At 61.5% G+C, this 23902-nt stretch carries 21 protein-coding genes and 2 pseudogenes; 1 reads left to right on the top strand and 22 read right to left on the bottom strand.

The genetic code is table 11. From position 1 onward, the window contains the following. Positions 1 to 31: 31 nt before the first annotated feature. The 7 genes from M1L61_RS00115 to M1L61_RS00085 all read right to left on the bottom strand — a co-directional run bounded on the left by M1L61_RS00115 (position 32) and on the right by M1L61_RS00085 (position 7241). On the bottom strand, positions 32 to 1873 hold the full coding sequence (locus M1L61_RS00115) for a hypothetical protein (protein ID WP_199801528.1): 1842 nt from the start codon (positions 1871 to 1873) through the stop codon (positions 32 to 34). A gap of 91 nt (positions 1874 to 1964) precedes the next feature. Continuing rightward, complete coding sequence (locus M1L61_RS00110; protein WP_049453416.1) at positions 1965 to 3266, bottom strand: tyrosine-type recombinase/integrase; 1302 nt, start codon at positions 3264 to 3266, stop codon at positions 1965 to 1967. Positions 3267 to 3660: 394 nt separating this feature from the next. Next, entirely contained in the window at positions 3661 to 3960 is a 300-nt protein-coding gene (locus M1L61_RS00105; RefSeq protein WP_154261791.1) for a hypothetical protein, read from the bottom strand. A gap of 24 nt (positions 3961 to 3984) precedes the next feature. Next, positions 3985 to 4458: an NIF family HAD-type phosphatase gene (locus tag M1L61_RS00100; RefSeq protein WP_049452990.1), complete on the bottom strand. Its 474-nt coding sequence runs from the start codon at positions 4456 to 4458 to the stop codon at positions 3985 to 3987. 118 nt (positions 4459 to 4576) lie between these two features. Further along, positions 4577 to 5251 (bottom strand): hypothetical protein, encoded by a 675-nt coding sequence (locus M1L61_RS00095; RefSeq protein WP_229653729.1) that lies wholly within the window; start codon positions 5249 to 5251, stop codon positions 4577 to 4579. A 413-nt stretch (positions 5252 to 5664) separates the two neighbouring features. After that, complete coding sequence (locus tag M1L61_RS00090; RefSeq protein ID WP_049452994.1) at positions 5665 to 6756, bottom strand: PA0069 family radical SAM protein; 1092 nt, start codon at positions 6754 to 6756, stop codon at positions 5665 to 5667. Between the two features lie 149 nt (positions 6757 to 6905). Continuing rightward, complete coding sequence (locus M1L61_RS00085; RefSeq protein ID WP_049452996.1) at positions 6906 to 7241, bottom strand: hypothetical protein; 336 nt, start codon at positions 7239 to 7241, stop codon at positions 6906 to 6908. A gap of 80 nt (positions 7242 to 7321) precedes the next feature. Between M1L61_RS00085 and M1L61_RS00080 the strand changes: the two genes are divergently transcribed. Next, positions 7322 to 7546 (top strand): helix-turn-helix transcriptional regulator, encoded by a 225-nt coding sequence (locus M1L61_RS00080; protein WP_049452997.1) that lies wholly within the window; start codon positions 7322 to 7324, stop codon positions 7544 to 7546. 157 nt (positions 7547 to 7703) lie between these two features. On the opposite strand, the pseudogene M1L61_RS00075 reads toward M1L61_RS00080, so the two are convergent. The 15 genes and pseudogenes from M1L61_RS00075 to dnaA all read right to left on the bottom strand — a co-directional run. Further along, positions 7704 to 7940: pseudogene (locus M1L61_RS00075) on the bottom strand (radical SAM protein); the annotation flags it as partial. A 142-nt stretch (positions 7941 to 8082) separates the two neighbouring features. Next, on the bottom strand, positions 8083 to 8826 hold the full coding sequence (locus M1L61_RS00070; RefSeq protein WP_241883568.1) for a pyridoxine 5'-phosphate synthase: 744 nt from the start codon (positions 8824 to 8826) through the stop codon (positions 8083 to 8085). 9 nt (positions 8827 to 8835) lie between these two features. Then, positions 8836 to 9105 (bottom strand): hypothetical protein, encoded by a 270-nt coding sequence (locus M1L61_RS00065; protein ID WP_010487410.1) that lies wholly within the window; start codon positions 9103 to 9105, stop codon positions 8836 to 8838. A 40-nt stretch (positions 9106 to 9145) separates the two neighbouring features. After that, positions 9146 to 10606 carry a cardiolipin synthase gene (cls, locus tag M1L61_RS00060; protein ID WP_248854165.1) on the bottom strand — a complete coding sequence of 487 codons (1461 nt, stop codon included), beginning with the start codon at positions 10604 to 10606 and terminating at the stop codon, positions 9146 to 9148. A 135-nt stretch (positions 10607 to 10741) separates the two neighbouring features. Then, positions 10742 to 11155: a biopolymer transporter ExbD gene (locus M1L61_RS00055; protein WP_005411740.1), complete on the bottom strand. Its 414-nt coding sequence runs from the start codon at positions 11153 to 11155 to the stop codon at positions 10742 to 10744. A 3-nt stretch (positions 11156 to 11158) separates the two neighbouring features. After that, a complete protein-coding gene (locus M1L61_RS00050) occupies positions 11159 to 11584 on the bottom strand; it encodes a biopolymer transporter ExbD (protein WP_005411739.1) in 426 nt (141 codons plus the stop codon). Between the two features lie 62 nt (positions 11585 to 11646). Beyond that, positions 11647 to 12408, bottom strand: a complete 762-nt coding sequence (gene exbB, locus M1L61_RS00045) for a TonB-system energizer ExbB (protein WP_049420916.1) — start codon at positions 12406 to 12408, stop codon at positions 11647 to 11649. Positions 12409 to 12502: 94 nt separating this feature from the next. Further along, positions 12503 to 13060 (bottom strand): energy transducer TonB, encoded by a 558-nt coding sequence (locus M1L61_RS00040; RefSeq protein WP_026346893.1) that lies wholly within the window; start codon positions 13058 to 13060, stop codon positions 12503 to 12505. Positions 13061 to 13314: 254 nt separating this feature from the next. Further along, positions 13315 to 14501 (bottom strand): annotated as a pseudogene (locus M1L61_RS00035) (tetratricopeptide repeat protein). A gap of 132 nt (positions 14502 to 14633) precedes the next feature. After that, positions 14634 to 15440 (bottom strand): M48 family metallopeptidase, encoded by an 807-nt coding sequence (locus tag M1L61_RS00030; protein WP_010487422.1) that lies wholly within the window; start codon positions 15438 to 15440, stop codon positions 14634 to 14636. Between the two features lie 71 nt (positions 15441 to 15511). Beyond that, positions 15512 to 16357 carry a CPBP family intramembrane glutamic endopeptidase gene (locus tag M1L61_RS00025; protein ID WP_010487423.1) on the bottom strand — a complete coding sequence of 282 codons (846 nt, stop codon included), beginning with the start codon at positions 16355 to 16357 and terminating at the stop codon, positions 15512 to 15514. Between the two features lie 67 nt (positions 16358 to 16424). Further along, positions 16425 to 18884: a DNA topoisomerase (ATP-hydrolyzing) subunit B gene (gyrB, locus tag M1L61_RS00020; protein WP_010487426.1), complete on the bottom strand. Its 2460-nt coding sequence runs from the start codon at positions 18882 to 18884 to the stop codon at positions 16425 to 16427. Positions 18885 to 18996: 112 nt separating this feature from the next. Continuing rightward, positions 18997 to 20091 (bottom strand): DNA replication/repair protein RecF, encoded by a 1095-nt coding sequence (gene recF / locus M1L61_RS00015; protein WP_248854164.1) that lies wholly within the window; start codon positions 20089 to 20091, stop codon positions 18997 to 18999. A 975-nt stretch (positions 20092 to 21066) separates the two neighbouring features. Beyond that, positions 21067 to 22167: a DNA polymerase III subunit beta gene (gene dnaN / locus M1L61_RS00010; protein ID WP_005411731.1), complete on the bottom strand. Its 1101-nt coding sequence runs from the start codon at positions 22165 to 22167 to the stop codon at positions 21067 to 21069. A gap of 275 nt (positions 22168 to 22442) precedes the next feature. Next, the gene (gene dnaA, locus M1L61_RS00005; RefSeq protein ID WP_057503118.1) at positions 22443 to 23774 is read right to left on the bottom strand and encodes a chromosomal replication initiator protein DnaA; all 1332 of its coding nucleotides are present in this window, start codon (positions 23772 to 23774) and stop codon (positions 22443 to 22445) included. Positions 23775 to 23902 lie beyond the last annotated feature (128 nt).

The following is a 23902-nucleotide window of genomic DNA, read 5'->3' as shown; positions in this document are numbered from 1 at the left end:
AGTGGACGCGCTAGTGGCGTTAGCGCCCTAGCTATTCAAGTCCGGGCAGGGTCGTCAGCATGATCATCGCCGCTGATTGTTGATTCGCAGCTGTGCTCACTGCCGGAATCCATGAATCGCGGAGAGCAAGGTAGGCGTTCTCGAACTTTCGCCTCCAGATCTCGCTGCCAAGGTCTGCCCTGGCTTCTTCGTATAGCTCCTGCAGTTGAAGAAAGCGGGCGAGGGCATAGGCCTCGTTTGGGTCAGCCGCAGCGAGTGGGCACGCAGGGCAAGCACCATAGGCGGTGCAGAGCTTCCCATGGCGCTGCCCGGGTTGAGGACTTTGGAATGGATCTGCACAGCAGAAGCCCTGCGTTGCTGCCGTTTGATCGCGGTCACTCCGCGCGGATCGCGTGTCAATCTTTCCGTTTGAAGTCACCCAACGCTCCTGTGCCGTCAGGGCTCCTGCCAGCTGTTCCTTCTGCCGACGCTGCATCGTGGTTGTCTGGTAACTGTCTTGGCCAGTTGACAATAGCCGATGGCCTAGCATTGCTCGGAGCTCGAAGGCGTCGCCGTCGGTCAGCCCATCAACCGCTTCGGAGAACGCAAGCCTGTTTGCTTGGGAGCCAGAGTACTTAAGCCCCCTTCGTTTGCAGAACAATGTGATGTAACCGGTCACCCGCGTGGTCACGTCGTCGGTTCTGGCTGAGTAGGAATCGATGTGCATTCCTCGGCGCTTGTGCCGCCCGCCTTCGGAAACGGCGTGGAGGAAGAAGTCATTGGCAAGCTCACCAGCAGCGTAGTCTCTAATTCGTTTGGTCCAAGCAATCACGAAACTGATCAATCTTTCCGGCGCTAGCGGGTGATCGCTAGCGGGGAAGGCTGCTCGCTGTGTCGCGCCCTGAGCGGAAGTTCCTGCCCTGCGCTTAGAGGACTTGATCACCGTTCGCTTTTGTCCAAGCGGGTAGTGCTCCGATATGCCATCTAGGGTGAGTGTTCTAAGTGGCTGCTCGTTGAAGCCCGAGTGCATGGCTAGTACGAGAAAGAATGGGATCAGATCGCCGCCGATGGGGTGCGCTAGTCTCCTCAGACGGAAGTACTCGCTTTCGCTGATCTTTCCTACGCCTGGGAGCTTGTGAACCGCGGCTTGGCGAGGAAGATGACCGTCAAAGTTTGCCAAGATTTGAGCAATTGCCTCTGCCGGGTCGCTTAGCGATACAGCGTCGCCCTTTTTCTTCTGAGCGAGGGCACTGTGAACCCTATCTAGAAGCGGCCACACTTCGTCCATTGTCGATATGCATTCCTCGACAGCCGCCTTCATGACGTTGGCCCAAGCCGCACGGTCCAGCTCTTTGGGCTTGCTCTTCCGTGGCAGTCCTGCGAACGGCTTTGGCGGAATACGGATCACCTTCCACCGTGGATCCATCTCGTGCAGTGCAAGAACGACCTTCTTGAAGGTCCCGTAATAGTGGCGCTGGGTCTGCACCGAGAGAACTGTCGGGTGCGTGGTATCCCCACCTTTCAGATACGTTAGAAATGATTCGCCGAGATCCATCGGAGTGTCGTCTGGGCCGCTTATCTTTACCCCTTTTACGGTTAGGTACTGCACCAGGCCACTCACGATGTTGTTAGCTGAAGAGGATCTAGTCGTCTCCCTGCTGTTCTTGTTAGCTCGACAGAACGCCTCGGCGAAGAGCGGTGCCGCTGCACCTATGCCCTTCCAACGGCTGAGATTGACGATGTTGTCGCGCAGGTCTCCGGCGCGCCTGAACGCGACTTCTAGGCGACCCGCGCTCTCGCGGACATCCCATTTCTTTGTGTTGCCTACCTTTTCCTCAACTACTACGGCGTGCCGCAGTTGGGCGGACCTTCTTCCTGCCACGTAACGCTCCAATCCGTGTTCAATCTGATTTGATAGGTGAGTCGGTCACATGCGAGGATTAGTGCGTATGCCTTGGCCGCGGAGCCGTGCGCGCTCCAGCTCGTCAGGCCTCGACGCCGATTCGCATAAAGGGTTGACCTTCAAGGTGCAGCCTGATCGATTCCCTGGTTTCGCTCTCGAATGCGTTCGCGCTTCGCAGGTAGATGGACTCGGTCGTATCCCTGAGACTGTGTCCCAGTACTGACTGGACATACTTGATCGCATCCATGTCACCGTTTGCGCGCTTCTCCATGTACGTGTACAAGGCGAAGGTGTGTCGAAGGGCGTGAATGGTTATCCGCTCGCGCTGCGTGGATTCGTAGCGAGCCAGGTCAAGCTCTTTGGAAAGCCGTTTGAGCAGCCTGTCCTTGGCCTGGGCGAAATGCCGGTCGAAGATCTGCGGGGTTATCGGATTGCCCGCATGCTTGCGGTTGTTTGCGTTGAGGACGAAGAGGACGCCGTGATCCTCGAGCTTGTGGTACCCCAGTCGGAGGTCAATGAGGCGCTGCCGAACACCTTTTGCATAACGCTTCAGCGCCTCGAGTAGCCAAACTGGAACGGGAACGTTGCGCTTCTTGTTACCTTTCCCGACGACGGGGATAGCCACTGCACTGAAAGGATCGCGCCCTCTCGTATGAGTCTCAAGGACGGTCTGCGCTTTCAGATCGCATACTTCCGCCCGCCTCAGTCCTGCTTGATAGCAAAGCTCAGCCATCAGTCGCTGTGCGGTGGTAGCGAATGCTAGTTCAACGAGACCGTTCCGTTCGAGCAAAGGGTTGGGACCTAGTTCGTCAAGAATACCGACGACGGTCTCGGGATGGAGCGCAGTGATGAGTTCGTCAGCGTCGTTCAGCCCGGGAAGATCGACGCCAACGTCGAGAACTTGAACAGTTCCTCGCTTCGTCTGCTTGCTCAGCAGCGCTGGTGCCTTTCTCAGGTATCCCCGCTTTACGCAGAATGCGATCAGCTTGGTCAGGGTCGACCATCTTCGATGAATAGTCGCGGCGGCGAGCTTGTCCAGGGTCACCGCTGAGTCTAGGTCAGTCAAGGTGTCCGCATAGGATCTGAGGAGATCCTCATCTACGTCGGAAACGAGCTTTTTTCTTGCGTCAAGAAAGTGATGGAAGTCGGTGAGGTCCGCCGCGATAGCTGCTGTCGTGTTCTTGCTGCAGGCAAGCTTTGGCTTTGGACCGATCGTTAGATGGGCATCTGCTAAGAATTCAAATGCGGGCTGAACGATCGTTCCATCAGCCCTGCTGACCAAAAAGCAGAATCCCTCGGGTAAGGGTACGCCTCGCGTACCCGCGATTTCTGTCGCTTCCGGAGCGATCGCACGTGCGGTGCATATTTCGACGTCATAGGCCATGGCGCCGAAAGCTATCAGGTATACGAGAAGTTTTTTTTGCCGTGAGCCTTACGGTACTTTAACAACTGAAATGAGAATCATGCCTTCTTTTTACTTCCATTGATTCATTGATTTACGCGTGATCGTGACCCTACTGGTACGTTCGGTGTGAAGGAAGGCCCGCTCGCTGGTACGGGTGAAGTGCGCAATAGAGAGGTGGGTTCGCTCGTTGCCCAGGCTAGATTTGCCCCTTCAGTACCAACGTGCGTGTCCGCCTGGCGCGGCAATCGATAGCGCGCGGTCAATGGCTACCCAAGGCTGGCAGTGAGTTGACATCACCAATTGGGAGACGCCGCGGTTGCTACTGCGCGTCCTTTAGGGAAGCGTGTTGGCTGGGCGGTGGGTGCGCCTGGAGCTACCAATTCAATTGCTGCCGGAAAAAGTAGGGTTGCCGCAACGGCACTGCACCACTTCTGATTGCTGGCGACCTTTGGGTGGCCGTCTCCGGGTTCTCCGGGTTCTCCGGGTTCTCCGGGTTCTCCGGGTTCTCCGGGTTCTCCGGGTTCTCCGGGTTCTCCGGGTTCTCCGGGTTCTCCGGGTTCTCCGGGTTCTCCGGGGCGACGCTATCAGAGAATTTCTCGAGTGCTACCCGCGTGATGATCCCTAACTGTGCCGAATGTGAGAGAGGACGGCCGCTGCATGCGCGCTCTTTCAATGAGCCATCGAGACAACGCGCTGCTCAGCCATGACCGGCGATCATGTGGCCCTGGTTGGATGCACTCTGCAGTTCCATGATGCGATCGGTCAGGCGTTCAGCTGCGTTCTGCAACCCGTCATCGTCTGGCGAGTACGGAGAGCCGAACATCGGGATCTCGACCCACAGTCTCTCCTGCCCATCATGCACATATGGGCCATGGTCATCCAAGAGAAGGGCTTCACCCACGCGGGGGGAGACATAGGAAAGATCCTTTGTCCTTCCAGACCAATGGATGTATCGAAGTTCGACAAACCATGCCGGAACACTGCCTTCCCTAGCCAAGAGTCCGGCAATTCTTCTTGCAAGTGCCTCGGGAACCGTAGTGAACAGTACAAGTTCCTCGAACTGCGATCGGACATCCTCTAGGAACCGGTGAAGCCCAGGGCGAGGAATCTGACTGATTGCGTTGGAGATGAGCGTACCTTCGAGGTCCAGTGCCAGGATGGTTGGCTTCATTGGGAGTTCCTATCTAAGCTTCTAAGCCTGAGTAAACGCATCGGTAGGTACCTATCCATGGCGTGGGTCACATGGTACCGGTTCGGGCTACGCCCTTCTGAAACTTTGCCCAACCACTTCACTTCCGTTGGATTTCTTCTGAGACCTCTACGGCCCAACGCGAGGTGTGGATGATCCTGGTCTCCTGCAGCTGCTCTTGAAGGATCTGGCGTTTGGTGAGCTGAGACACCGCCTCCCACTCGTTCCTGAAGATGTAAGTGGCATTGCCTGACTCGGGACTCTCGAACACGTACCGATTCCTTCGCGTGAACCCAAAGACGATGTACTCACTGAAACCGCCTAGTCCGACTGCCATGAAGTCGGGCTCGTGACGAGTGATGGTCCGGATGCGCTGCTTAGCGACTGCGCGGTCGCTGTCGGTCAACTGCTTCAGATAGCTATCCAATACCTGCATTGCTCTATCGAACGGGAACTTCCCCGGCGGGAGAATGCGCCAGTTGATCTTCTCGACCCTCACCGGCACCGCAAGGTCCGGGTCAACGATTTCGAAGTGTTGGAAGCATTCCAGGTAGATGTTGAGGAGGTTTGCAATACTCTCTTCTGGCTCCGTCCGGTCAATGATCCTAGTAGCCATTGCGATACCACTGTCTGTATCTACAGCAGTGAGGAATTCACCAGGTGGTGCAACGTATTCCCTGGGATAGGTCTCATAGGATCTTGTCTGGGTACCGTGGTGAGTGCGTCCGTGCCAGTCCTTCCACGAGGTATTGATTGATCGAGACTTGGTGACCATCGGAAGGTCCTTTCGGATGACCTCTTTGCCTCGGGCATTGAATAACGTCGCGGGTCCTTCGGCGCTTGGCACAATGGAAGCGCCTGCGAGTGGAAGGCTGTCGAATCCCAGCATCGCCGCTTGGTGTTCTGTGATTGGACCGCTAAGAAGACGAAACTGTGGCAGCCGCTCAATCGTGCTTCGGTAGACTGATAAACCTCTCACTTGCTTGGGCATACGCTGGTCCTTTTCATGAGGAAGCGGGATAACCAAATATGTTTGGAGAGCCGTCTAAGCTCGCTGAGGAGGAGATGCTATTTCCTTTTCGGGGAGATGGTATCAGTACTCAGAAACCCAGGACGCCCTATCCCTGTAGGCGCCGCTCGGACTGCATCCATAGCTTTGTACTGATGCTAGCCACGTTTTCCCTTCGGCTAGAAAAGTTGCCCCTGTGGCGACTTTTCTTGGGGAGGTTGAAAAAGATGAGTGGCCAGCGCTGGCAGCCTAGTGAAACCGAGCTCACGATGCTTCTTTTCAAAGCGCTTCCGGATCAAGTCCGCTACAGGGCCAGTTCCGGACATCCTTGTGCCAAAGCTGGCGTCATATTCCTTTCCACCATGCATCTGTCGCATCAAGCTAAGCACATGCGCAGCGCGGTCCGGGAAGTGCAGCTCGAGCCATTCTCTCCAAATGTCCTTAATCTCGTTAGGTAGCCTGAGAAGCACGTAGCCTGCTGCCCGAGCGCCGTGTTCGTGAGCAGCCTCTAGGATGGCTTCTAGGTCATGGTCGGTGATCATGGGAATGACCGGTGCGATCAAAACCCCTACCGGTACTCCTGCCTCATGCAGCTGATGCATTGCTCGCAGCCTTGCGTGGGGAGCAGCAGCTCGTGGTTCCAGTTTTGCAGATAGCTTCCTGTCGAGCGTGGTGACCGAGAAGTAGACCGTAACCAACCGATCCTTGGCCATCGACGCCAGCAGTTCGGTGTCCCTGGTGATCAAGGCGCTCTTGGTGACAAAGCTCACCGGATGCTTTGCGTCGGCAAGCACCTCAAGGCATTGGCGTGTAATCTGGTAATTCCTTTCAACCGGCTGATAGCCGTCTGTGTTTATCCCCAGGGCAATCGGGGCGCACTTGTAGCTCGACTTGCTAATTTCTGCTCTGAGCCGCTCCGGGGCATTTGTCTTTGCAAACAGGCGCGTCTCGAAGTCTAAGCCTGGTGAGAGGCTCAAATAGGAGTGAGAAGGGCGAGCAAAACAGTAAACGCACCCATGCTCGCAGCCGCGGTACGGGTTTACCGACGCGCTAAACCCAACGTCAGGGGATGAGTTGTGGCTGATCACTGTGCGCGCTCGCTCTTCCTGCACCTGAGTTCTCAGCCGTGGCGCGTTTTCCATCTCCTGGTAGACCGATTCCCAGCCATCGTCGACTCCCACTGTTGCAGTGGTATCGAAACGGCTTGGGACACGCGATGCGGCCCCTCTACCTTTGAGGGGAACTTGGGCCTTTCGAGCATCCTGTTCCATGACAACAACTTGGGGTGGTTGGCTGTTAGTATTATTGCTAACCACAGGCGCCGCAACACCGTGAAATTCAGGTAGCTGTAGGCCATACGGTCATCTGGCGAAGAGGTTTTGCCCAAGCTTATCCACAGCTTCGGCTGGCAAGGCCTTTGTCAGCTGCGTTGGCCATGGAGCGCTTTGGCTTCCGCCAAAAAGATCTGCATCAATGCCCGCGATCGACGCGTTGCTGCAGGCAGTGGAATGCCCAACTGTGCGCAAAGCGAAGTCGCGTATGCCATCTGCGCACCCGTAGGCGGCTTGATGTCCCAATCCGTTAGTTGGGGAATGAGCTTTGAGAGCTCTTCTGCCAGGCGGCACTCAAAGCCTCTTGCTTGCCCTTCCTCTTCTTGCATTCGACGCACCTGCATTGCGACTTGCTCCCTGCCCATGGGAGAAAAGGGAAGCTCAAGAGTGAACTCCAGTTCCGGACATACGAGGTAAAAGTTCATGGGAGAGGCGATTAGTACTTATAAGTAGACTACCTTTAGAGGCGTAGTCTTTAAAGTACTAGAACCACAAGCTGCTTCGTATGGTCGAGCATACGAACCAAGCGAAACTTGCAGATGTGATCCGAGCGCATCGTATTGATCTGGGCGTCAGCCAAGAAGCCTTTGCTGACCACATCGAGATGCACCGCGCCTACTACAGCAAGATCGAACGTGGCGAAAAGAACCTCACTCTCGCTACCTTGGAGCGAGTGGCTAAAGGCATGGGTACGTCGATGTCGGCCCTGCTACGCGCCGCAGGGCTCTAACTCTCTTTGCAGACCACGAAGGTTGGCCAATACCTCCAGGATGGGCGTGTTGGCCGGCACTGCGCGGGGCTTGTGGCCAGAGCAATGTGTTTACCGATTCTCCCCTAAGTTGTTGATCTCTAGGTATTTATCTAGTGAACAATCAGGGGGTATTGATACCATGCTCGCAGCCGCGGTAGGGATTTACCGACTGGCTGAAGCCGACGTCCGGCGAGGTGTTGCGGGTGATGATGCTACGCGCGGTCTCGGCACGCACCTCGGTGCGGAGGCGCGGGGCAAGGAACTCCTCGCTCTCGTCCACCGCCCAGCCGTCGTCCACCGCCTCGCTGACGGTGCTTTCAAAGCGCCCGGCAAGGTGGGACGTGGAACCTCGGCCCTTGATCGCAATACCCATTGTGGCAGCGTACATCGTGGCCGTCTCAATGGCTGCGACGGCCGCCTGAAGGGTTCAGGGCGGTGCTGAGCCGAGCATGGGCTCGGCTCTACAGTTGATGCAGAGACCTTGTAGAGCCGAGCCTACGCTCGGCTGCAATGCATCAGAGCAGCGCCAGGTAGCCGCGCACCGTAGCATCCAGCCCTTCATACAGCGCCTCGCCGATCAGCGCGTGGCCGATCGACACCTCCAGCACGTCCGGCACGTGGGCCAGGAAATCGCGCAGGTTGTCCTGCGACAGATCGTGGCCGGCGTTCACGCCCAGGCCGACGGCCTGCGCACGGCGTGCAGCAGTGGCGAACAGCACCAGCATCGCGTCAGCATCGCCGGCCGCGTGGGCTTCGGCGTAGGGGCCGGTGTACAGCTCGATGCGATCGGCCCCGACTTCGGCCGCCTGCTCCAGCAGCGGGTTGCCCGCGTCGACAAACAGGCTGACGCGGCAACCCATCGCTTTCAGTTCGGCAATCAGCGGGCGCAGCCGCTCGGCATCCCGCTCGAAGTCGAAACCATGATCGGAGGTGATCTGGCCGTCCCCGTCAGGCACCAGGGTGGCCTGCGCCGGGCGGGTCTGCGCGCACAGCGGCAGCAGGCCGGGGTAACCCTCGCGCGGCGGCGCGAACGGGTTGCCTTCGATGTTGAACTCGACACCGCGCGCGCGGGTCAGTGTGGACAGCGCAAGCACGTCCTCGGCGGTGATATGGCGGCGGTCCGGTCGCGGATGCACGGTGATGCCATGCGCGCCGGCATCTAGGCAGGCCTGGGCGGCACGCACCACGTCCGGTTCGGCAGCGCCGCGCGAATTGCGCAGGACGGCGATCTTGTTGACGTTGACGCTGAGCTGGGTCATGGAACGGAACTACTTGGAAAGAGGGGATGGATCGTGATCGTTGTGGTCGTCACCGGGGCGGGCCTGGGCCCGCTCGCGCAGGCGGCGCAGTTCCTCGGCATCGACCAGGGTGGCAGGGTCGCGCTGCAGATCACCGAAGCGGGCCACGTAGCGGCCTCGTACCCAGGCCAGCAGGAAGGCGAGGGCGGCCAGCAGGCACAGAGTCATCAGCCCGGCGCTGGGGGTCTTCAGCGCGAAGGCGAAACAGCCCAGCGCCAGCAGCAGGTACAACCAGTACATAGTGGGGCTCCCCGGGTGATCGCCGCAGTGTAGCGCTGCGTCAGAGCAGCGGCGAGGCCAGCCGGGCGAAGGCCTCGGGCAGGCGGTGCAGCCACAACGAGCGGCCGGCCTGGTCGCGCACCCGCGTGGAACGGTCGAACTCACCCTGCAGCAGTTCGGCCAGGGAAGCCACCCGGTCACGGTCGCTGATCATCATCGACAGCTCGAAGTTCAGCCGGAAGCTGCGGTGATCGAAGTTGGCACTGCCAACGATGCAGACGCCGTCATCGGCGATGAAGGCCTTGGTATGCAGCATGCGCGGGCCGTACTCGTAGATCTTCACCCCGGCATGCAGCAGCTCGTCGAAGTAGGAGCGGGCGGCCTGGGTGACGAACCAGGAATCGCTCATCTTCGGTACCAGCAGGCGCACGTCCAGGCCGCCCAGCGCGGCCGAGGTCAACGCCATCCGCGCCGCTTCGCCCGGCACGAAGTAGGGCGTGACCAGCCAGACACGCTCATGCGCTTCCTGGATCGCCGCCACGTGCAGGCGATGGATCGTTTCCCAGCCCGAGTCCGGACCGGAGACCAGCACCTGGGCGTTGATCGCACCATCGCCGCGCAGCGGCATGTCGGCCGGCCACAGACGGGCGATGTCCATGCGCGAGGGATCCTGCCCACTTGCGTAGAGCCAGTCCTCGGCAAACACCAGCTGCAGGCTGCGCACCACGTGGCCGCGGATGCGCATGTGCAGGTCGCGGTAGGCATCCGCCCTGCGGCTTTCATCCTCGTCGTCGGTGATGTTGATGCCACCGGTGAAGGCGAGGCGCCCATCGACGATCACCAGCTTGCGGTGGGTACGCAGGTTCAACCACGGGCGCTTGAACGGCTTCAGCAGCTGCCGTGGGTGGAACCAGATCGCTTCGCCACCGGCGTCGAGCAGCGGCTGCAGGAAGCGGCGGGGCAGGGCGGAAGAGCCTACGGCATCGAGCAGCAGGCGCACCTGCACGCCGGCCTGTGCACGTTCCACCAGCGCGTCACGCAGGGCGGTTCCGGCATGGTCCGGGTTGAAGATGTAGTACTCCAGATGCACGTGGTCGCGTGCCTGTGCGACGGCCTCAAGCAGCGCCGCGTAGGTCGCCGCGCCGTCCACCAGCCAGGTCACTTCGGTGGCGCTGCTCGGCGCAAGCCCGGTCGTGGCCTGGGCGATCTTGGCCAGCTCGGTGCAGTCGGCGTCGGGTGGGCAGACGTCGCTGTAGTGCTCCATGCCCGACCGCGCGCGGCCACGGCGCAAACGCTGCCGCTTCACCTTCTGTGGGCCCAGCAGGTAGTAGATGAAGAGGCCCAGGTACGGCAGCAGCGCCAGCGACAGGATCCAGCTCAGCGTCGCCACCGGCTCGCGCTTCTGCAGCATGATCCAGCCCGCCAGCGCGAACAGGTACAGCAGGTAGGCTACCGCCAGGATCGTGCCGAGGTGGGCGATGCCGTCGAGCCAGTGGCGCAGGGAGTCGAAGAGGGCGAGCATCCGCCGATCATAGCGGCGCATGCCACCCGATGGGATCCAACCTCGACCCGTGTGCCAGGATGAGAACAAAAAAGACGCCCCTGTTTCCAGGGGCGTCTGCAGTCGCGTCATGACTGTTGTGTTGCGGTGTAGCGATTACTGCTGCACAAAACCGATCTTCTTCATCTGAGCGTTCTTCGCAGCGGCCAGAACCTTGGCCATCACGTCGTACTCGGAATCCGGGCTGGCGTCGATGCGCAGTTCCGGCTGGTTGGTCGGGTCACGCTGGACCTCCTGCTCCATCCGCTGCTGCAGCTCGCTGGTATTGATCGGGCTGTTGTTCCACGAGACCTGGTTGCTGGCGTCGATCTTCAGTTCGATCGGCGGCGGCGGTTCGACCAGCTGCGGCGGTGGGTTGAGCACGCGCTGCGGCAGGTCCACGGCGATCGGGTACGTCATGATCGGCGCGGTCACGATGAAGATGATCAGCAGAACCAGCATCACGTCCACGAGGGGCGTGACGTTGATGTCTGCCATGGGGCCCTTGCCACCACCACTACTGAATGCCATGGCTTATTGCCCCTTTTCTTTGGTCGCGACGAAGCCGACGTCAAGCATGCCCTGCTCCTGCGCGACCTTGGTCAGGTCGTTGATGACACGCATCTTGGTGGTGCGGTCACCACGCAGGTTCAGCGGCGGCTGCGGGGTCTGCTGGGCGGCGGTCGCCAAGCGCGACTCGAGAGTCTGCTTGTTGATTTCTTCGTCGTTCCAGTAGATCGAGCCGTCTTCCTTGACTGCCAGGGTGATCGGTCCGGAACGCTTTTCAGCATCTTCCGGCTTCTGGATCAGGTTGGCTTCCGGCAGATCCACCTTGACCTTGTGGGACATCAGGGGCGCCGTGATGATGAAGATGATCAGCAGCACCAGCATCACGTCCACGAGGGGCGTAACGTTGATGTCGGCCATGGGGCCGCCGCTGTTACCACTACTGAAAGCCATAACGGGCTCCGTCTAGATCTTGGTGACTACTTACGTTCGTCGCTGGGTGACGCGCGCCGCAATTAGCGGACGCGCGAGCCGGTGGCGAAGAAGTCGTGCAGGTCGTGCGCGAAGGTATCGAACTTGCTGATGGTCGCGCTGTTGATCTTGCTGAAGAAGTTGAAGGCGAACACGGCCGGGATCGCGACGAACAGACCGATCGCGGTCATGATCAGCGCTTCACCCACCGGGCCGGCAACGGCGTCGATCGAAGCGGAGCCGGTGGCACCGATCTTGATCAGCGCGCCGTAGATGCCCCACACGGTACCCAGCAGACCGACGAACGGAGCGGTTGCGCCGACGGTGGCCAGCAGGGTCATGCCCGACTGCAGCTTGTTGCTTTCGCGGGTCACGGCCTGACGCAGGGCGCGGTCGACGAACTCCGAACGGCTCAGGTTCTCACCCACGCCGCCGGTGGCGCCGCCTTCAGCGCGCTGGTGGTGGGCAGCCGCCTGGGCAGCGTCCAGGGCGATCTTCGAGAACGGCTCGGAAGCCGGCTGTTCTTCCATCGCACGGATGGCGTCCTGCGCGTTCGGGGTGTCCCAGAACAGGCTGACGACGCGATCGGCGGCGCTCTTCAGGCGGGTAGCACGGAAGATGTTGATGACGGTCCAGTACCAGGACATGGCCGACATGATGACCAGGGTCAGCAGCACGACCCAGGAAACCGCGAAATCACCCGGCTTGGTGGTCATTTCGTGGATCAGGTGCTCGAAGCCCATCTGCGACAGGGCGTTGGACGGATTGCCCCCGGCAGCAGCGGCGATGAAAATTTCCTGCAGCATGACGCTTACCTTTGTTGTGTGTGGTGATAAAGGGTGTAGCTAAGCTAAACAATCGAACCGGGAGCGGGGGTGGCCAGGCGGCCACCCGGGCGCATCAGTTCAGCGCAAAGTTGACCGGAACGCGAACGCGACCTGCCGTCTTCTTACCGCCTGCTTCAGCGGCGTTGAAGCGCCACTTGCGAGCCGCTTCCATCGCAGCACGGTCCAGGTCGCGGTTACGGCTGGACTTTTCCACCGTGACATTGGTGACGTTGCCGCTGGCATCGACATCAATGATCAGGATCACTTCGCCCTGGATACCCGCGCGGAAGGCTGCCGGCGGGTAGCGCGGCGGATTCATGGCCTTCGAGGAGATGTCCACGCTGGCCTCGATCGAGGTCGGCGGTGCCGGCGGCGCCGGAGGCGACGGCGGGGTGACGATGTCGTTCGGGCGCGGTTCCGGCACGTCCACGACCGGCGCCTGCGGCGGCGGCGGGACCGGCGACGGCTTCGGCGGCGACAGATTCTTCACCGGCGGCGGCGGAGTATCGGTCGGCGGCGGCGGCGGCGGCGGCGGGGGCGGCGGCGGCGGGGCGTCGACGATCGTCACCATGACGTTGCGCTCCTTCTCAGCCACGGCCTTGGGAGCCACGGCGGGGATCAGGAGCATCATGAACGCGGCCAGATGCAGGGCAATTACAAACGCGATGCCGACGATGCGAGGCCAGCTCAGCCCCTTGTCATCGGGTTGTTCGTACCGGTGAACGACTAGTTGTTCCGTCATGCGCCAAGAGCTCAATAGTGGGGCCGGGATGCCGGGGGCGGAATCCCTGATCAGCGGTGCATGACACCGCAGGAACCTCCAAGCTTATACCAATCCTGAGCGCCTGCGCATCAACTGTGCAGGCATTCAGGCGTTATTCCTACTTACTTCAGGTTGATGATTTTTTTGGCATCAGCCTGGTTCTTCACACCCTTCGCCAGCGCCTGCTGGGCGGCCTGCTTGGCCTCCGGGATGCGACCTTCGGCATGCAGGACGCGTGCCAGGTTCAGGTAGGTCTCACCGTCCTTGGACAGCGGGGCAGCCTTCTGCCACGCATCGATCGCCTGCGGCACCTGGTCGGAGTAGTAGTAGGACTGGGCCAGCGCCAGGTAGACCTGGTAATCCGGCTTCAGGATGCCCTTCTGCAACCCTTCGTTGATGACCGCGATGACGTCCTTTTCCTTGTGTTCGGTGTTGGCATAGATCGAGTACAGCTGCTTGTACTCGCGCTCTTCGGTGAGCTGGCCGCTGCTGCGCAGCTTGTCCATCACCGCGGCAGCCTTTTCCATCTGGTCGGCCTGCATGTACATGCTGGCCAGGTTCAGCTGGCCTTCTTGTCGTTCGGGTTCTTGGCGGCCAGCGCCTCGGCTTCCTTCACCGCTTCGCCGGACTGGCCGGCTTCGGCGAGGGCCGCCATCAGCAGCTGGTTCCAGTTGTCCTTCGGTTCGGTGGCACCGGCGATGGCCTGCTTGAGCACCGGGATCGCTTCCTGGTAGCGCTCCAGCTGGTACAGCGCCTGGCCCTTGGCGATCAGTTCTTCCGGCTTGGTCGACTTGCTCTCGGCGAAGTACTTGTCCAGGGTCGCCAGGCCTTCGGCGGTCTGGTCTTCCTGCAGCTGCAGCTGGCCCAGCATCAGCATCGACTGGAAGTGGCCGTTGTTGTCCAGGCCGTTGAACTGCAGGACCTGCTTCAGGTAGGCAACGGCAGCCGGCGTGTCGTCGGTCTGGTAGGCGGCCTGCGAGGCCAGCTGCGCGGCCAGCGACTTGTCGTACTCGTTCGCGGCGCTGTCAGCGAGGATCGCGTCGGCCTGCGTGCGCGTCTCCGGGAACTTTTCCTTGTTGTAGCTGTCGATCATCTTCTGCAGCTTGCTGCCCAGCTTGGCCGATGCCTTGACGGTCGGCTCCTCGCGGGTCGCGTTCGGGTACAGCGCTTCGGCCTTGGCCTGCTTGCCGCCGCGGTTGCCACGCTCGGAGGAACGCGAGGACTGCGCGAAGGCATCGGTGACCACGGCGCCGGTCAGGGCGGTCGCGACGAGGACGGAAAGCACAGCTTTGTGGTTACGGAAAATCATCGTTCACCTCGATCGAACCGCCGGTTAGCGGCAAAGTCGGACTGTCAGAAAAATCTGAGCCGCCAAACGTATCAGAAACAGATGGCGTGAGAAATCGTTTTATGTGCTGCAATACAGCATAGAAATGCGCACTCATCCGCACTTTGGCCGCAGCCCGGCCGCCTGCGCCTGCTGATAGACCGGCGTCAGAGCCGGTGCATCGCGTCGCAGTTCCTGGATCCGGTTGGCTGGGTCGGGGTGGGTGGACAGCCATTGTGGGCTGCGACCGCCACTGGCAGCCATCATGTTCTGCCACAGGTCGACCGCCTGCGCCGGGTTGAAGCCGGCCTGGGCCATCAGTCGCTGGCCGATCACGTCGGCCTCGCTTTCCTGGGTGCGTGAACCGGGCAGCAGGAAGGCGGTCTGCGCGCCCATGCCACCAAGCTGGTTGACGGTGCTGGCAGCGCCTTCGCCGTAGGCCGCGCCGGCCAGCGCACCGAGCACGGCCAGCCCGGTCTGCGCGCCCATCTGCCGGGTGATGCGCTCCTCGTGGTGGCGGGCGATGACGTGGCCGATTTCATGGCCGATTACGGCAGCCAGCTGATCCTGGTTCTTGGCGACGGTGAAGATGCCAGTGTTCACGCCGACCTTGCCGCCGGGCAGGGCGAAGGCGTTGGGCTCCTTGTCGACGAACACCGCCGTCTCCCACCGTACGCCACGGTATTGAGGCGGCAGCTGCGCGACCAGGGCATTGACCACGCACTGCACGTAACCGTTCTGGCGGCCGTCGGTGCTGATCTTTTCCTTCTGCTTGGTTTCGGCGAACGCCTGAGCGCCGAGCTGATCCAGCTGCGCCTGCGACACCCCGCCCACCATCTGCCGGCGGCCGGTAGGGGAGGTCGTGGTCGCGCAGGCGCTGACCAGGGTGGTGATGACAAGGGCCAGCAGCAGTTGTTTCATGGATCCACCCCCGTGTTCATATGCGCAGTGTGTAGCGTAGCGGCTTAATCTTTCGTCAAGCGGACACGGCGTTACGTTGCCCCGAAGAACACAAGTGCGGCAAGCGCCACACCGTTGTTCAGCGCGTGCGCGGCGATCGCGGCCCAGAGCGTACCGGTGCGCTGGTACAACCAGCAGAACGCAGCCCCCATGCCGCCATAGACCAGCCACAGCTGCGCAATCTCGGCCGGGCCGTTGGCGCTGGTGCCAGGGATTTCATGGATGAGGGCAAAAGCAAGGCTGCTCAGTACCACGCCCAGCCACGGACGCCCGGCTTTCCACAGGCGGCCAAACAGCACGCGGCGGAACAGCAGCTCCTCGTAGGCCGGTGCCAGTACCACCGCGAACAGCACCAGGAACAAGGGGAAGCGCGCGATCGCGCTCTGCATCAGCGCCAGGTTGGTGGGAACCGGCTCGATACCGAACTGCTTGGCCAGGAAGGCGATGCCATTGCTGCCGAGCACGATCAGGGTCGCCACCAGCAGGGTCCAGCCCCAGGTGGAGGGACGGCGCAGCGCCTGGCGCGACGCGTGGCGCTCGGCCGTGTTGGCCGGACGTCGCCAGAAGTACAGCAGCAGCGCGGCGCCGCCGGTGGCAAACAGCGCCATGAGAATCTGCGCAAGCGCGCCGGGCTGGCCCAGTGACGCCGCTACCGAACTGGCCTCGGGTGCGCCAGCGCCGGCCTGTGCGTTCGCGTAACCGACCACCACGCCACGGTACAGGCCCCACAGCAGGCCGCTGATCAGGCTCAGGCCGAACAGAGTGACGGCGGCGATGCCCAGGTCGATGAAGAACCCCGCCAACGGCGAAACGGCACGCGGCGCGGCAGAAGCCGGCGGAACCGGGGGCGGAGCGGAAACCGGGGCGGATGCGGACATCAGGTACCTGTGTTCAAGAGTCGAAGGCCGGCGCGCCTCCCCGCGCACCGGCCGTGTCCCGATTGTGTCAGATATCCAGGTTTGCGACCTTCAGCGCGTTGTCTTCGATGAAGTCGCGACGCGGTTCGACGACATCGCCCATCAGCGTGCTGAAGATCTGGTCAGCAGCGACAGCGTCTTCGATGCGCACCTGCAGCAGTCGACGGGTTTCCGGATTCACCGTGGTGTCCCACAGCTGCTCCGGATTCATTTCACCCAGGCCCTTGAATCGCTGGATCTGGCGGCCGCGCTTGGCCTCCTCGAGCAGCCAGTTCTGTGCCTTGGCAAAGCTGTCGACTTCGATCGACTTGGCACCGCGGGAAATGGTCGCGCCTTCGCGGACCAGACCGTGCAGCAGCTTCGATGCCTGGTGGATTGCGCGCAGTTCGCCGCTTTCGAAGGCCGACATCGGCAGCACCTGGATGTGCTGTTCGCCCATGTGGCGACGGGTCACCAGCACAGCGGCCGGGCGCTCGTCGTTGGCTTCCTGCAGTTCCAGCGTGAAACGCGGGCTGCCCAGGCTGCCCTGGTTGAGGCGCTTGGCCAGTGCATCCAGGCCCTCGCCTTCGCCGGCAGCGCGCAGGCTTTCCAGGTCCATCGGTACGAAATCGACCAGCGCTTCAAGCAGGTTGCGGTCGTAGCGGTGTGCGTTGCGCTCGATCGAATCCAGCGCGGCCGCGTAGGCCAGCAGCAGCTTCTCCAGCGCAAGGCCTTCGATGCCGGGCTCGCCGGTGGCCGGCACCAGTGCAGCGTTTTCCACTGCGCTGCTGGCCAGGTAGCTGTCCAGCGCCGGGTCATCCTTCAGGTACAGCTCCTGCTTGCCCTGCTTGATCTTGTACAGCGGCGGCAGGCCGATGTAGACGTAACCGCGCTCGATCAGCTCCGGCATCTGACGGTAGAAGAACGTCAGCAGCAGGGTGCGGATGTGGGCGCCGTCGACGTCGGCGTCGGTCATGATGATGATCTTGTGGTAACGCAGCTTGTCCGGGTTGTACTCGTCACGGCCGATGCCGGTGCCCAGCGCGGTGATCAGCGTACCGACCTGGTCGGAGGACAGCATGCGGTCGAAGCGCGCGCGTTCCACGTTGAGGATCTTGCCGCGCAGCGGCAGCACCGCCTGGTTCTTGCGGTTGCGGCCCTGCTTGGCCGAGCCACCTGCCGAGTCACCCTCGACGATGAACAGTTCGGACAGTGCCGGATCCTTTTCCTGGCAGTCGGCCAGCTTGCCCGGCAGGCCAGCGATATCCAGCGCACCCTTGCGGCGGGTCAGGTCGCGGGCCTTGCGCGCAGCTTCACGTGCACGGGCGGCATCGACGATCTTGCCGGCGATCGCCTTGGCTTCGTTCGGGTTTTCCTGCAGGAACTCTTCCAGGCGCGCACCGAAGGCATTTTCCACCGCCGGACGCACGTCGGAGCTGACCAGCTTTTCCTTGGTCTGGCTGGAGAAGCTCGGGTCCGGCACCTTCACCGACAGCACCGCGATCATGCCTTCGCGCATGTCGTCGCCGGTCAGGTTGATCTTGGCCTGCTTGGCGATGCCGTTCTGCTCGATGTAGTTGTTGAGCACCCGGGTCAACGCACCGCGGAAACCGGCCAGGTGGGTACCGCCGTCCTTCTGCGGAATGTTGTTGGTGAAGCAGTACATCGTCTCCTGATAGGAGTCGGTCCACTGCAGCGCCACGTCCACCACGATGCCGTTGTGCTCGCCGGTGACCGAGATGACGTTCGGGTGCAGCGGAGTCTTCAGCTGGGCCAGATGCTCCACGAAGCTGCGGATGCCGCCCTCGTAGTGGAAATCATCGCGACGGCCATCACCACGCTCGTCGGCAAGGACGATCTTGACGCCGGAGTTCAGGAACGACAGCTCGCGCAGGCGGCGGGCCAGGATGTCGTAGTGGAATTCCACGTTGTCGTGGAAGGCGACGGTGGACGGCCAGAAGCGCACGGTGGTGCCACGCTTGGTGGTGGCTTCCAGCTTGGCCAGCGCGGTCACGGCTGCGCCGTTGCTGAATTCCTGCTGGTAGTGGGAACCGTTCTGGAACACGTCCACCAGCAGCTTCTGCGACAGCGCGTTGACCACGCTGACGCCGACGCCGTGCAGGCCGCCCGAAACCTTGTAGCTGTTGTCGTCGAACTTGCCGCCCGCGTGCAGGACGGTCATGACCACTTCGGCCGCAGACACTTCGCGGCCGAGCTTGGCGCTCATCTGCTCGTGCTTGCCGGTCGGAATGCCGCGGCCGTTGTCGGACACCGAGACCGAGCCGTCGGCGTGGATCGTCACTGCAACATGGTCGGCGTGGCCGGCCAGCGCTTCGTCGATCGAGTTGTCGACGACCTCGAACACCATGTGGTGCAGACCGGTACCGTCATGCACGTCGCCGATGTACATGCCTGGACGCTTGCGGACAGCCTCCAGGCCTTCCAGGGCGGTAATGCTGTTGGCGTCGTAATTGCCGTTGTTTGCCGGGGTGTTCTGTTCGTCGCTCATTGCGCTTGCCGTAGGCTCCGCAGGTCGGCCACCGCTTGGGGCGATGCGCCGAGAATGAAAGGATTCCAACCCGAATTATACCAGCCGGGGTCGAGCGGCCCTGGTGTGCCCACTATGGCACAGCCACGATCTGTGCATGTTCCACGTGGAACCGGGCGATGTGGGTCAGTTCCTGCAGCGCCGCCGGGGTTTCGGTGGCGGTGATGAAGATCTGTGCCGGGCCATTGAGCAGGCGCTCCAATACCCGCGCCTGGTGGGTGCGATCCAGTTCCGAAGCCAGATCATCCAGCGCGATCACCGGCCATTCGCCGCGCTGTTCCGCATAGTCCTCGGCCTGTGCCAGCAGGCACGCCAATGCCGTCAGCTTGGCCTGGCCGCGGGACAGTGCATCACGCCCCGGAATGCTGTGGAAATCCACACTCCAGTCCGCCCGGTGCGGGCCGACCGAGGTATACCCGGCCTGCCGGTCACGTTCCCGGGCCAGAAGCAAGGCATCGGCCAAGGGGAGCTCATGCCGCCGCCATCCAGGACTCAGGTCCAGTCCGTGGATGCCCAGTTGCGGCGCCAGGCTGCCGGCCAAAGCCACAGTGCGCTGCTGCAGACGCTCCAGGTAGTGCTGGCGGCGGCTTGTCAGCGGTTCTCCGGCCTCGGCCAGCTCGTGATCCCAGGTATCGAGCATCCGCGACGGCCCGCCCTGCTTGAGCAGGGCGTTGCGCTGCTTCAGCGCCCGGGAGTAGCGGCGCCACAAGGACAGAAAATCCGGTTCCACGTGGAACAAGCCCCAATCGAGGAAGCGGCGGCGGGGTTCGCCACCACCACTGACCAGTGCATGGCTCCCGGGCTCGAACGTCACCACGGCCAGTGCTGCGCAGAGATTACCCAGCTGCGCGACATCTTCGCCGTCCAATCGCCCCTTCCAATCCTGGCCACTGTGGCGCAGCCCGGCTTTTCGGCGGTGCGGCGGGTGATTGGCACGCTGTTCGTCCCATTCCACGAAGATTTCCAGCGCTTCTTGGCCCTGACGCACCAGACCGTCGCGCACTCGACCACGGAAGCTGCGCCCATAGGCCATCAGGTGCAGGGCTTCGAGCACGCTGGTCTTGCCGGCACCGTTGTCGCCGGTCAGCAGGTTCAATCCCGGCTGGGGCGACAGGTCCACCGCACTGAAGCGACGCAGTTGATGCAAGGCGAGGCGGCGGATCTGCATGGGGCGCGAAAGACCATCCGCACGAGGCGGTAGAGGGGCAGGGAATCCATCAGCTTACTGCATCGGTCAAGCCGGGCGCGGGGCAGGCCGGTCGAGCCGAAGGTGCAGCTTCTGCACCCATCGATGGACGCGTTCCACGTGGAATGCGGGTGACGCGCCCGTTCCGGGCAGGAACTGCCCGAAATTTCTTCAAATCTGCGCGGGGTTCCAGAGTCCAGGCCCTCAGATTTCGCCGATTTCATGAGCACTGCAGGGCCATCGCGGGACACCTCGCGGGTGGTTCCGACGGATGACCCCGCCGATTCCTTCAAATCTGCGATCCGATGCCTTGGAGGGTTCCACAGATTTCAAGAAATCCAGGACGCTAGTTCCACACTGTCCACAGGAGGCATGTATGACTTATACACAAGGTGTGGGCAATCTGTGGATAAAAAAGCCCTTTTGCTCAGCGCTGAAAACTATCCACAGGTTCCCCCCCAGGCCGAGGGCCCTCTATACAGGGGGTTTCAGGCTCATAAATCCCTTTAAAAACAAACAGATAATACATTTCTCCACGAAATCTGGCTCTACCATCACCACCATGCTTTAGATTTATACCCAGATTTAGAAGCTAGGATTGCCCAAGTGTGCCCCCGAGCCGGCCAGTGGACAGTGCCGTTTGCAGAAGCGAAGGACCTCCTCCCGGGGAAGATGATCTGCTGCTTCCACCATTGAAGATCAGGACAACGAAGTGGGACATGCGAAGCGCTCGCTGCCAGAACCCAGATGGCATGGAGCCCGACGAGCACTGCAAGACGAATTCCCAACGTCCTGGATTCCGAGTTGCTTCAAGCAAGCGAGATCGAGTTGGTTTGGGGCCGAGCAGGGCACGTCCAGGATTTCTACGATCCGTTTCGACAATGCTCCACGTGGAACATAAAAAAACGCCCGGGAGGTCCCGGGCGCTTCTGGGTTCCACGTGAAACAGCGTTTCCGTCAGAGACGCAGCGGCATCACCACGTGTCGCGACTTCTCGCTGCTGGATTCACGCACCAGCGCCGAGGAGTTGGAGTCGCGTAGCTGGATGATCACTTCCTCGTCGCGCAGGGCGGAAAGGGCATCCAACAGGTAGTTCACGTTGAAGCCGATGGCCAGATCGCTGACCGTGGTGTCGGCCTCGATCTCTTCCTGAGCTTCTTCCTGTTCCGGGTTGTGCGCGCTGATCTTCAGGTTGCCCGGCGAGACTTCCACGCGAATGCCGCGGTACTTCTCGTTGGACAGGATCGCGGCGCGCTGCAGCGAGGCACGCAGTGCTTCACGATCCACCTTCACTTCGCGGTCGGCACCGATCGGGATCACCGCTTCGTAGTCCGGGAAACGGCCATCGATCAGCTTCGAAGTGAAGGTGACATCGTCGCGCTTGACGCGGACGTGGCTGCGGCCGACTTCCAGCTCGATCTCGCGATCGCCGCTTTCCAGCAGGCGCTGCAGCTCTGTCACGCCCTTGCGCGGCACGATGATCTGGCGCTTCGAACCGCTGGGCTTGGCCAGGTCGGTTTCGCAAAGGGCCAGACGGTGGCCGTCGGTGGCAACGGTGCGCAGTGCATCGCCACGCAAGTCGAACAGCAGACCGTTGAGGTAGTAGCGCACGTCCTGCTGGGCCATCGCGAACGCGGTGCGCTCGATCAGCTCCTTCAGGGTCGCTTCGCCGATGGCCACGCGCTCGGTGGCTTCCACTTCGTCCACCGACGGGAAGTCATTGGACGGCAGGGTGGCCAGGGTGAAGCGGCTGCGACCGGCCTGCACGGTGATCTTGTCACCGGTCTGCGAGACGGTAATCCGGCTGCCGTCGGGCAGGGCGCGGATGATCTCGAACAGCTTGCGGGCGGGAATGGTGGTTTCGCCGTCCTGGGCGTCTTCAACCGCGATCCGCGACACCATCTCCACTTCCAGGTCGGTACCGGTCAGCGACAGCTGGCCGTTCTGCACCTGGACCAGGAAATTGGCCAGAACCGGAAGGGTCTGGCGGCGTTCGACCACGTTGACGACCTGTGCCAACGGCTTGAGAAAGGCTTCGCGCTGCAGTGTGAAACGCATGTGGTTCCGTGCCCCTATGCTTTAAAAAATGTGGAATAAATCAAAAGCTTGGTGGTGCTGGTAGAGACAGAATCGCTGGAAAACAACGCTAAGTCTTTGTAAATAAAAGAATTTCAGACCTCGAAACTCTCTGTATTACCGACCCCCAAGGGGTGGGGAAAGCTGTGGATAAATTCGGAGCGATTTCAAACGCCATTTTTATCCACAACGTGTCCCGCGCTTGCTACCGGATTCTGCACCGTTTTGTGCGATGACGCCTCATCGGCATCCGTGCATCATTCGCTCAGCTTCCGGATCAGCTTGTCCCAGTCCTCGCGGAGCTTGCCGTCGGTTTCCATCAGGGTCCGGATCTGGCGGCAGGCATGCAGCACCGTGGTGTGATCGCGACCGGCAAAGGCGTCGCCGATCTCGGGCAGGCTGTGCTCGGTCAGTTCCTTGGTCAGGGCCATGGCGACCTGGCGGGGCCGGGCCAGCGAGCGGGTCCGACGCTTGGACAGCAGATCCTTGATCTGCAGCCCGTAGTAGTCGGCCACGGTTTTCTGGATGTTGGGAATGCTGATCGCCTGCTGCTGGGCGCGCAGCAGGTCGCGCAGGGTTTCCTGGGCGAATTCGGTGGTGATCGCGCGGCCGGTGAAATTGGCGCGGGCGGTCAGGGTATTCAGCGCACCCTCGAGGTCGCGCACGTTGGAGCGCATCTTCTTGGCGATCAGGAACGCAACATCATCGGGAATCTCGGCACCGCGTTCGCGTGCCTTGGCCAGCACGATCGCGGCGCGGGTCTCGAAGTCCGGCGGTTCGATCGCGACCGACAGGCCCCAGGCAAGCCGCGACTTCAGGCGCGCTTCCAGGCCCTCTACTTCGCGCGGATAGCGGTCACAGGTCAGGATGATCTGCTGCTTGCCATCGAACAACGCGTTGAAGGTGTGGAAGAACTCTTCCTGGGTGCGGTCCTTGCCGGCGAAGAACTGGATGTCATCGATCAGCAGCGCGTCGACCTGCTGGAACTGGCGCTTGAACTGATCCATGGTCTTTTCCTGCAGGGCCCGGATCATCGCGCTGAAGAACTGTTCAGAACGCAGGTACAGCACCTTCGCCCCCGGATTGGCCTGGCGCATGGCGTTGCCGGCAGCGAACATCAGGTGGGTCTTGCCCAGGCCGGTGCCTCCGTACAGCAGCAGCGGATTGTGCGCGCGGTCGCCCGGCTTCTGCGCTGCCTGGAAGGCGGCGGCCAGGCCCAGCTGGTTGCTGCGGCCTTCCACGAAGTTGGCGAACGTGTAGTGATTGTCCAGGTTGCCGGCGAAGGGCACCTGCGGTTCGCTGGACACATGCGCCGATGACGTGGAAACCGGCGCGTTCTGCGCCTCCACAGGGCGCGGGCGCGAGCCGATTTCAAGAAAAACGTCGCTGAAGCCGGCGAAATGCGCCAGCAGTTCGCGGATCCGGGCCAGATACAGCTCGCGGACCTGGTCGACGATGAAGGCATTCGGTGCATACAGCACCAGGCTGTCCACGCGCAGATCGGCCTGCAGCGGCTTCAACCAGGTATGAACGTCTTCCGGCGGGAACTCCGCTTCGAGGCGCTCGAGACTACGGGACCAAGCATCCATCAGCAATAATCGTCCGGTGGCCGGGGCATGGACGCGACAAGGCGCCCAAACACAGGCCGGAAAGGGGGGAAATGGATGGCTCAGACTACCACCGAGCGCCCGCCTTCGGAATGCTTGTCCCCTACTTA

The organism is Stenotrophomonas sp. NY11291 (assembly GCF_023277365.1).
GTDB classification, from domain to species: domain Bacteria; phylum Pseudomonadota; class Gammaproteobacteria; order Xanthomonadales; family Xanthomonadaceae; genus Stenotrophomonas; species Stenotrophomonas geniculata.
This window is presented reverse-complemented; position numbering and strand designations above follow the sequence as displayed.

What these genes read in the sequence shown, in the direction of transcription:
- M1L61_RS00040 (WP_026346893.1), bottom strand. Translation starts at nt 13,060, where the DNA reads ATGATGCTCCTGATCCCCGCCGTGGCTCCCAAGGCCGTGGCTGAGAAG.
- M1L61_RS00090 (WP_049452994.1), bottom strand. Translation starts at nt 6,756, where the DNA reads ATGGAACAGGATGCTCGAAAGGCCCAAGTTCCCCTCAAAGGTAGAGGG.
- M1L61_RS00070 (WP_241883568.1), bottom strand. Translation starts at nt 8,826, where the DNA reads ATGACCCAGCTCAGCGTCAACGTCAACAAGATCGCCGTCCTGCGCAAT.
- M1L61_RS00050 (WP_005411739.1), bottom strand. Translation starts at nt 11,584, where the DNA reads ATGGCTTTCAGTAGTGGTAACAGCGGCGGCCCCATGGCCGACATCAAC.
- M1L61_RS00030 (WP_010487422.1), bottom strand. Translation starts at nt 15,440, where the DNA reads ATGAAACAACTGCTGCTGGCCCTTGTCATCACCACCCTGGTCAGCGCC.
- M1L61_RS00095 (WP_229653729.1), bottom strand. Translation starts at nt 5,251, where the DNA reads ATGGTCACCAAGTCTCGATCAATCAATACCTCGTGGAAGGACTGGCAC.
- exbB (WP_049420916.1), bottom strand. Translation starts at nt 12,408, where the DNA reads ATGCTGCAGGAAATTTTCATCGCCGCTGCTGCCGGGGGCAATCCGTCC.
- dnaA (WP_057503118.1), bottom strand. Translation starts at nt 23,774, where the DNA reads ATGGATGCTTGGTCCCGTAGTCTCGAGCGCCTCGAAGCGGAGTTCCCG.
- M1L61_RS00080 (WP_049452997.1), top strand. Translation starts at nt 7,322, where the DNA reads ATGGTCGAGCATACGAACCAAGCGAAACTTGCAGATGTGATCCGAGCG.
- recF (WP_248854164.1), bottom strand. Translation starts at nt 20,091, where the DNA reads ATGCAGATCCGCCGCCTCGCCTTGCATCAACTGCGTCGCTTCAGTGCG.
- cls (WP_248854165.1), bottom strand. Translation starts at nt 10,606, where the DNA reads ATGCTCGCCCTCTTCGACTCCCTGCGCCACTGGCTCGACGGCATCGCC.
- M1L61_RS00100 (WP_049452990.1), bottom strand. Translation starts at nt 4,458, where the DNA reads ATGAAGCCAACCATCCTGGCACTGGACCTCGAAGGTACGCTCATCTCC.
- M1L61_RS00110 (WP_049453416.1), bottom strand. Translation starts at nt 3,266, where the DNA reads ATGGCCTATGACGTCGAAATATGCACCGCACGTGCGATCGCTCCGGAA.
- dnaN (WP_005411731.1), bottom strand. Translation starts at nt 22,167, where the DNA reads ATGCGTTTCACACTGCAGCGCGAAGCCTTTCTCAAGCCGTTGGCACAG.
- M1L61_RS00025 (WP_010487423.1), bottom strand. Translation starts at nt 16,357, where the DNA reads ATGTCCGCATCCGCCCCGGTTTCCGCTCCGCCCCCGGTTCCGCCGGCT.
- M1L61_RS00055 (WP_005411740.1), bottom strand. Translation starts at nt 11,155, where the DNA reads ATGGCATTCAGTAGTGGTGGTGGCAAGGGCCCCATGGCAGACATCAAC.
- gyrB (WP_010487426.1), bottom strand. Translation starts at nt 18,884, where the DNA reads ATGAGCGACGAACAGAACACCCCGGCAAACAACGGCAATTACGACGCC.
- M1L61_RS00065 (WP_010487410.1), bottom strand. Translation starts at nt 9,105, where the DNA reads ATGTACTGGTTGTACCTGCTGCTGGCGCTGGGCTGTTTCGCCTTCGCG.
- M1L61_RS00085 (WP_049452996.1), bottom strand. Translation starts at nt 7,241, where the DNA reads ATGAACTTTTACCTCGTATGTCCGGAACTGGAGTTCACTCTTGAGCTT.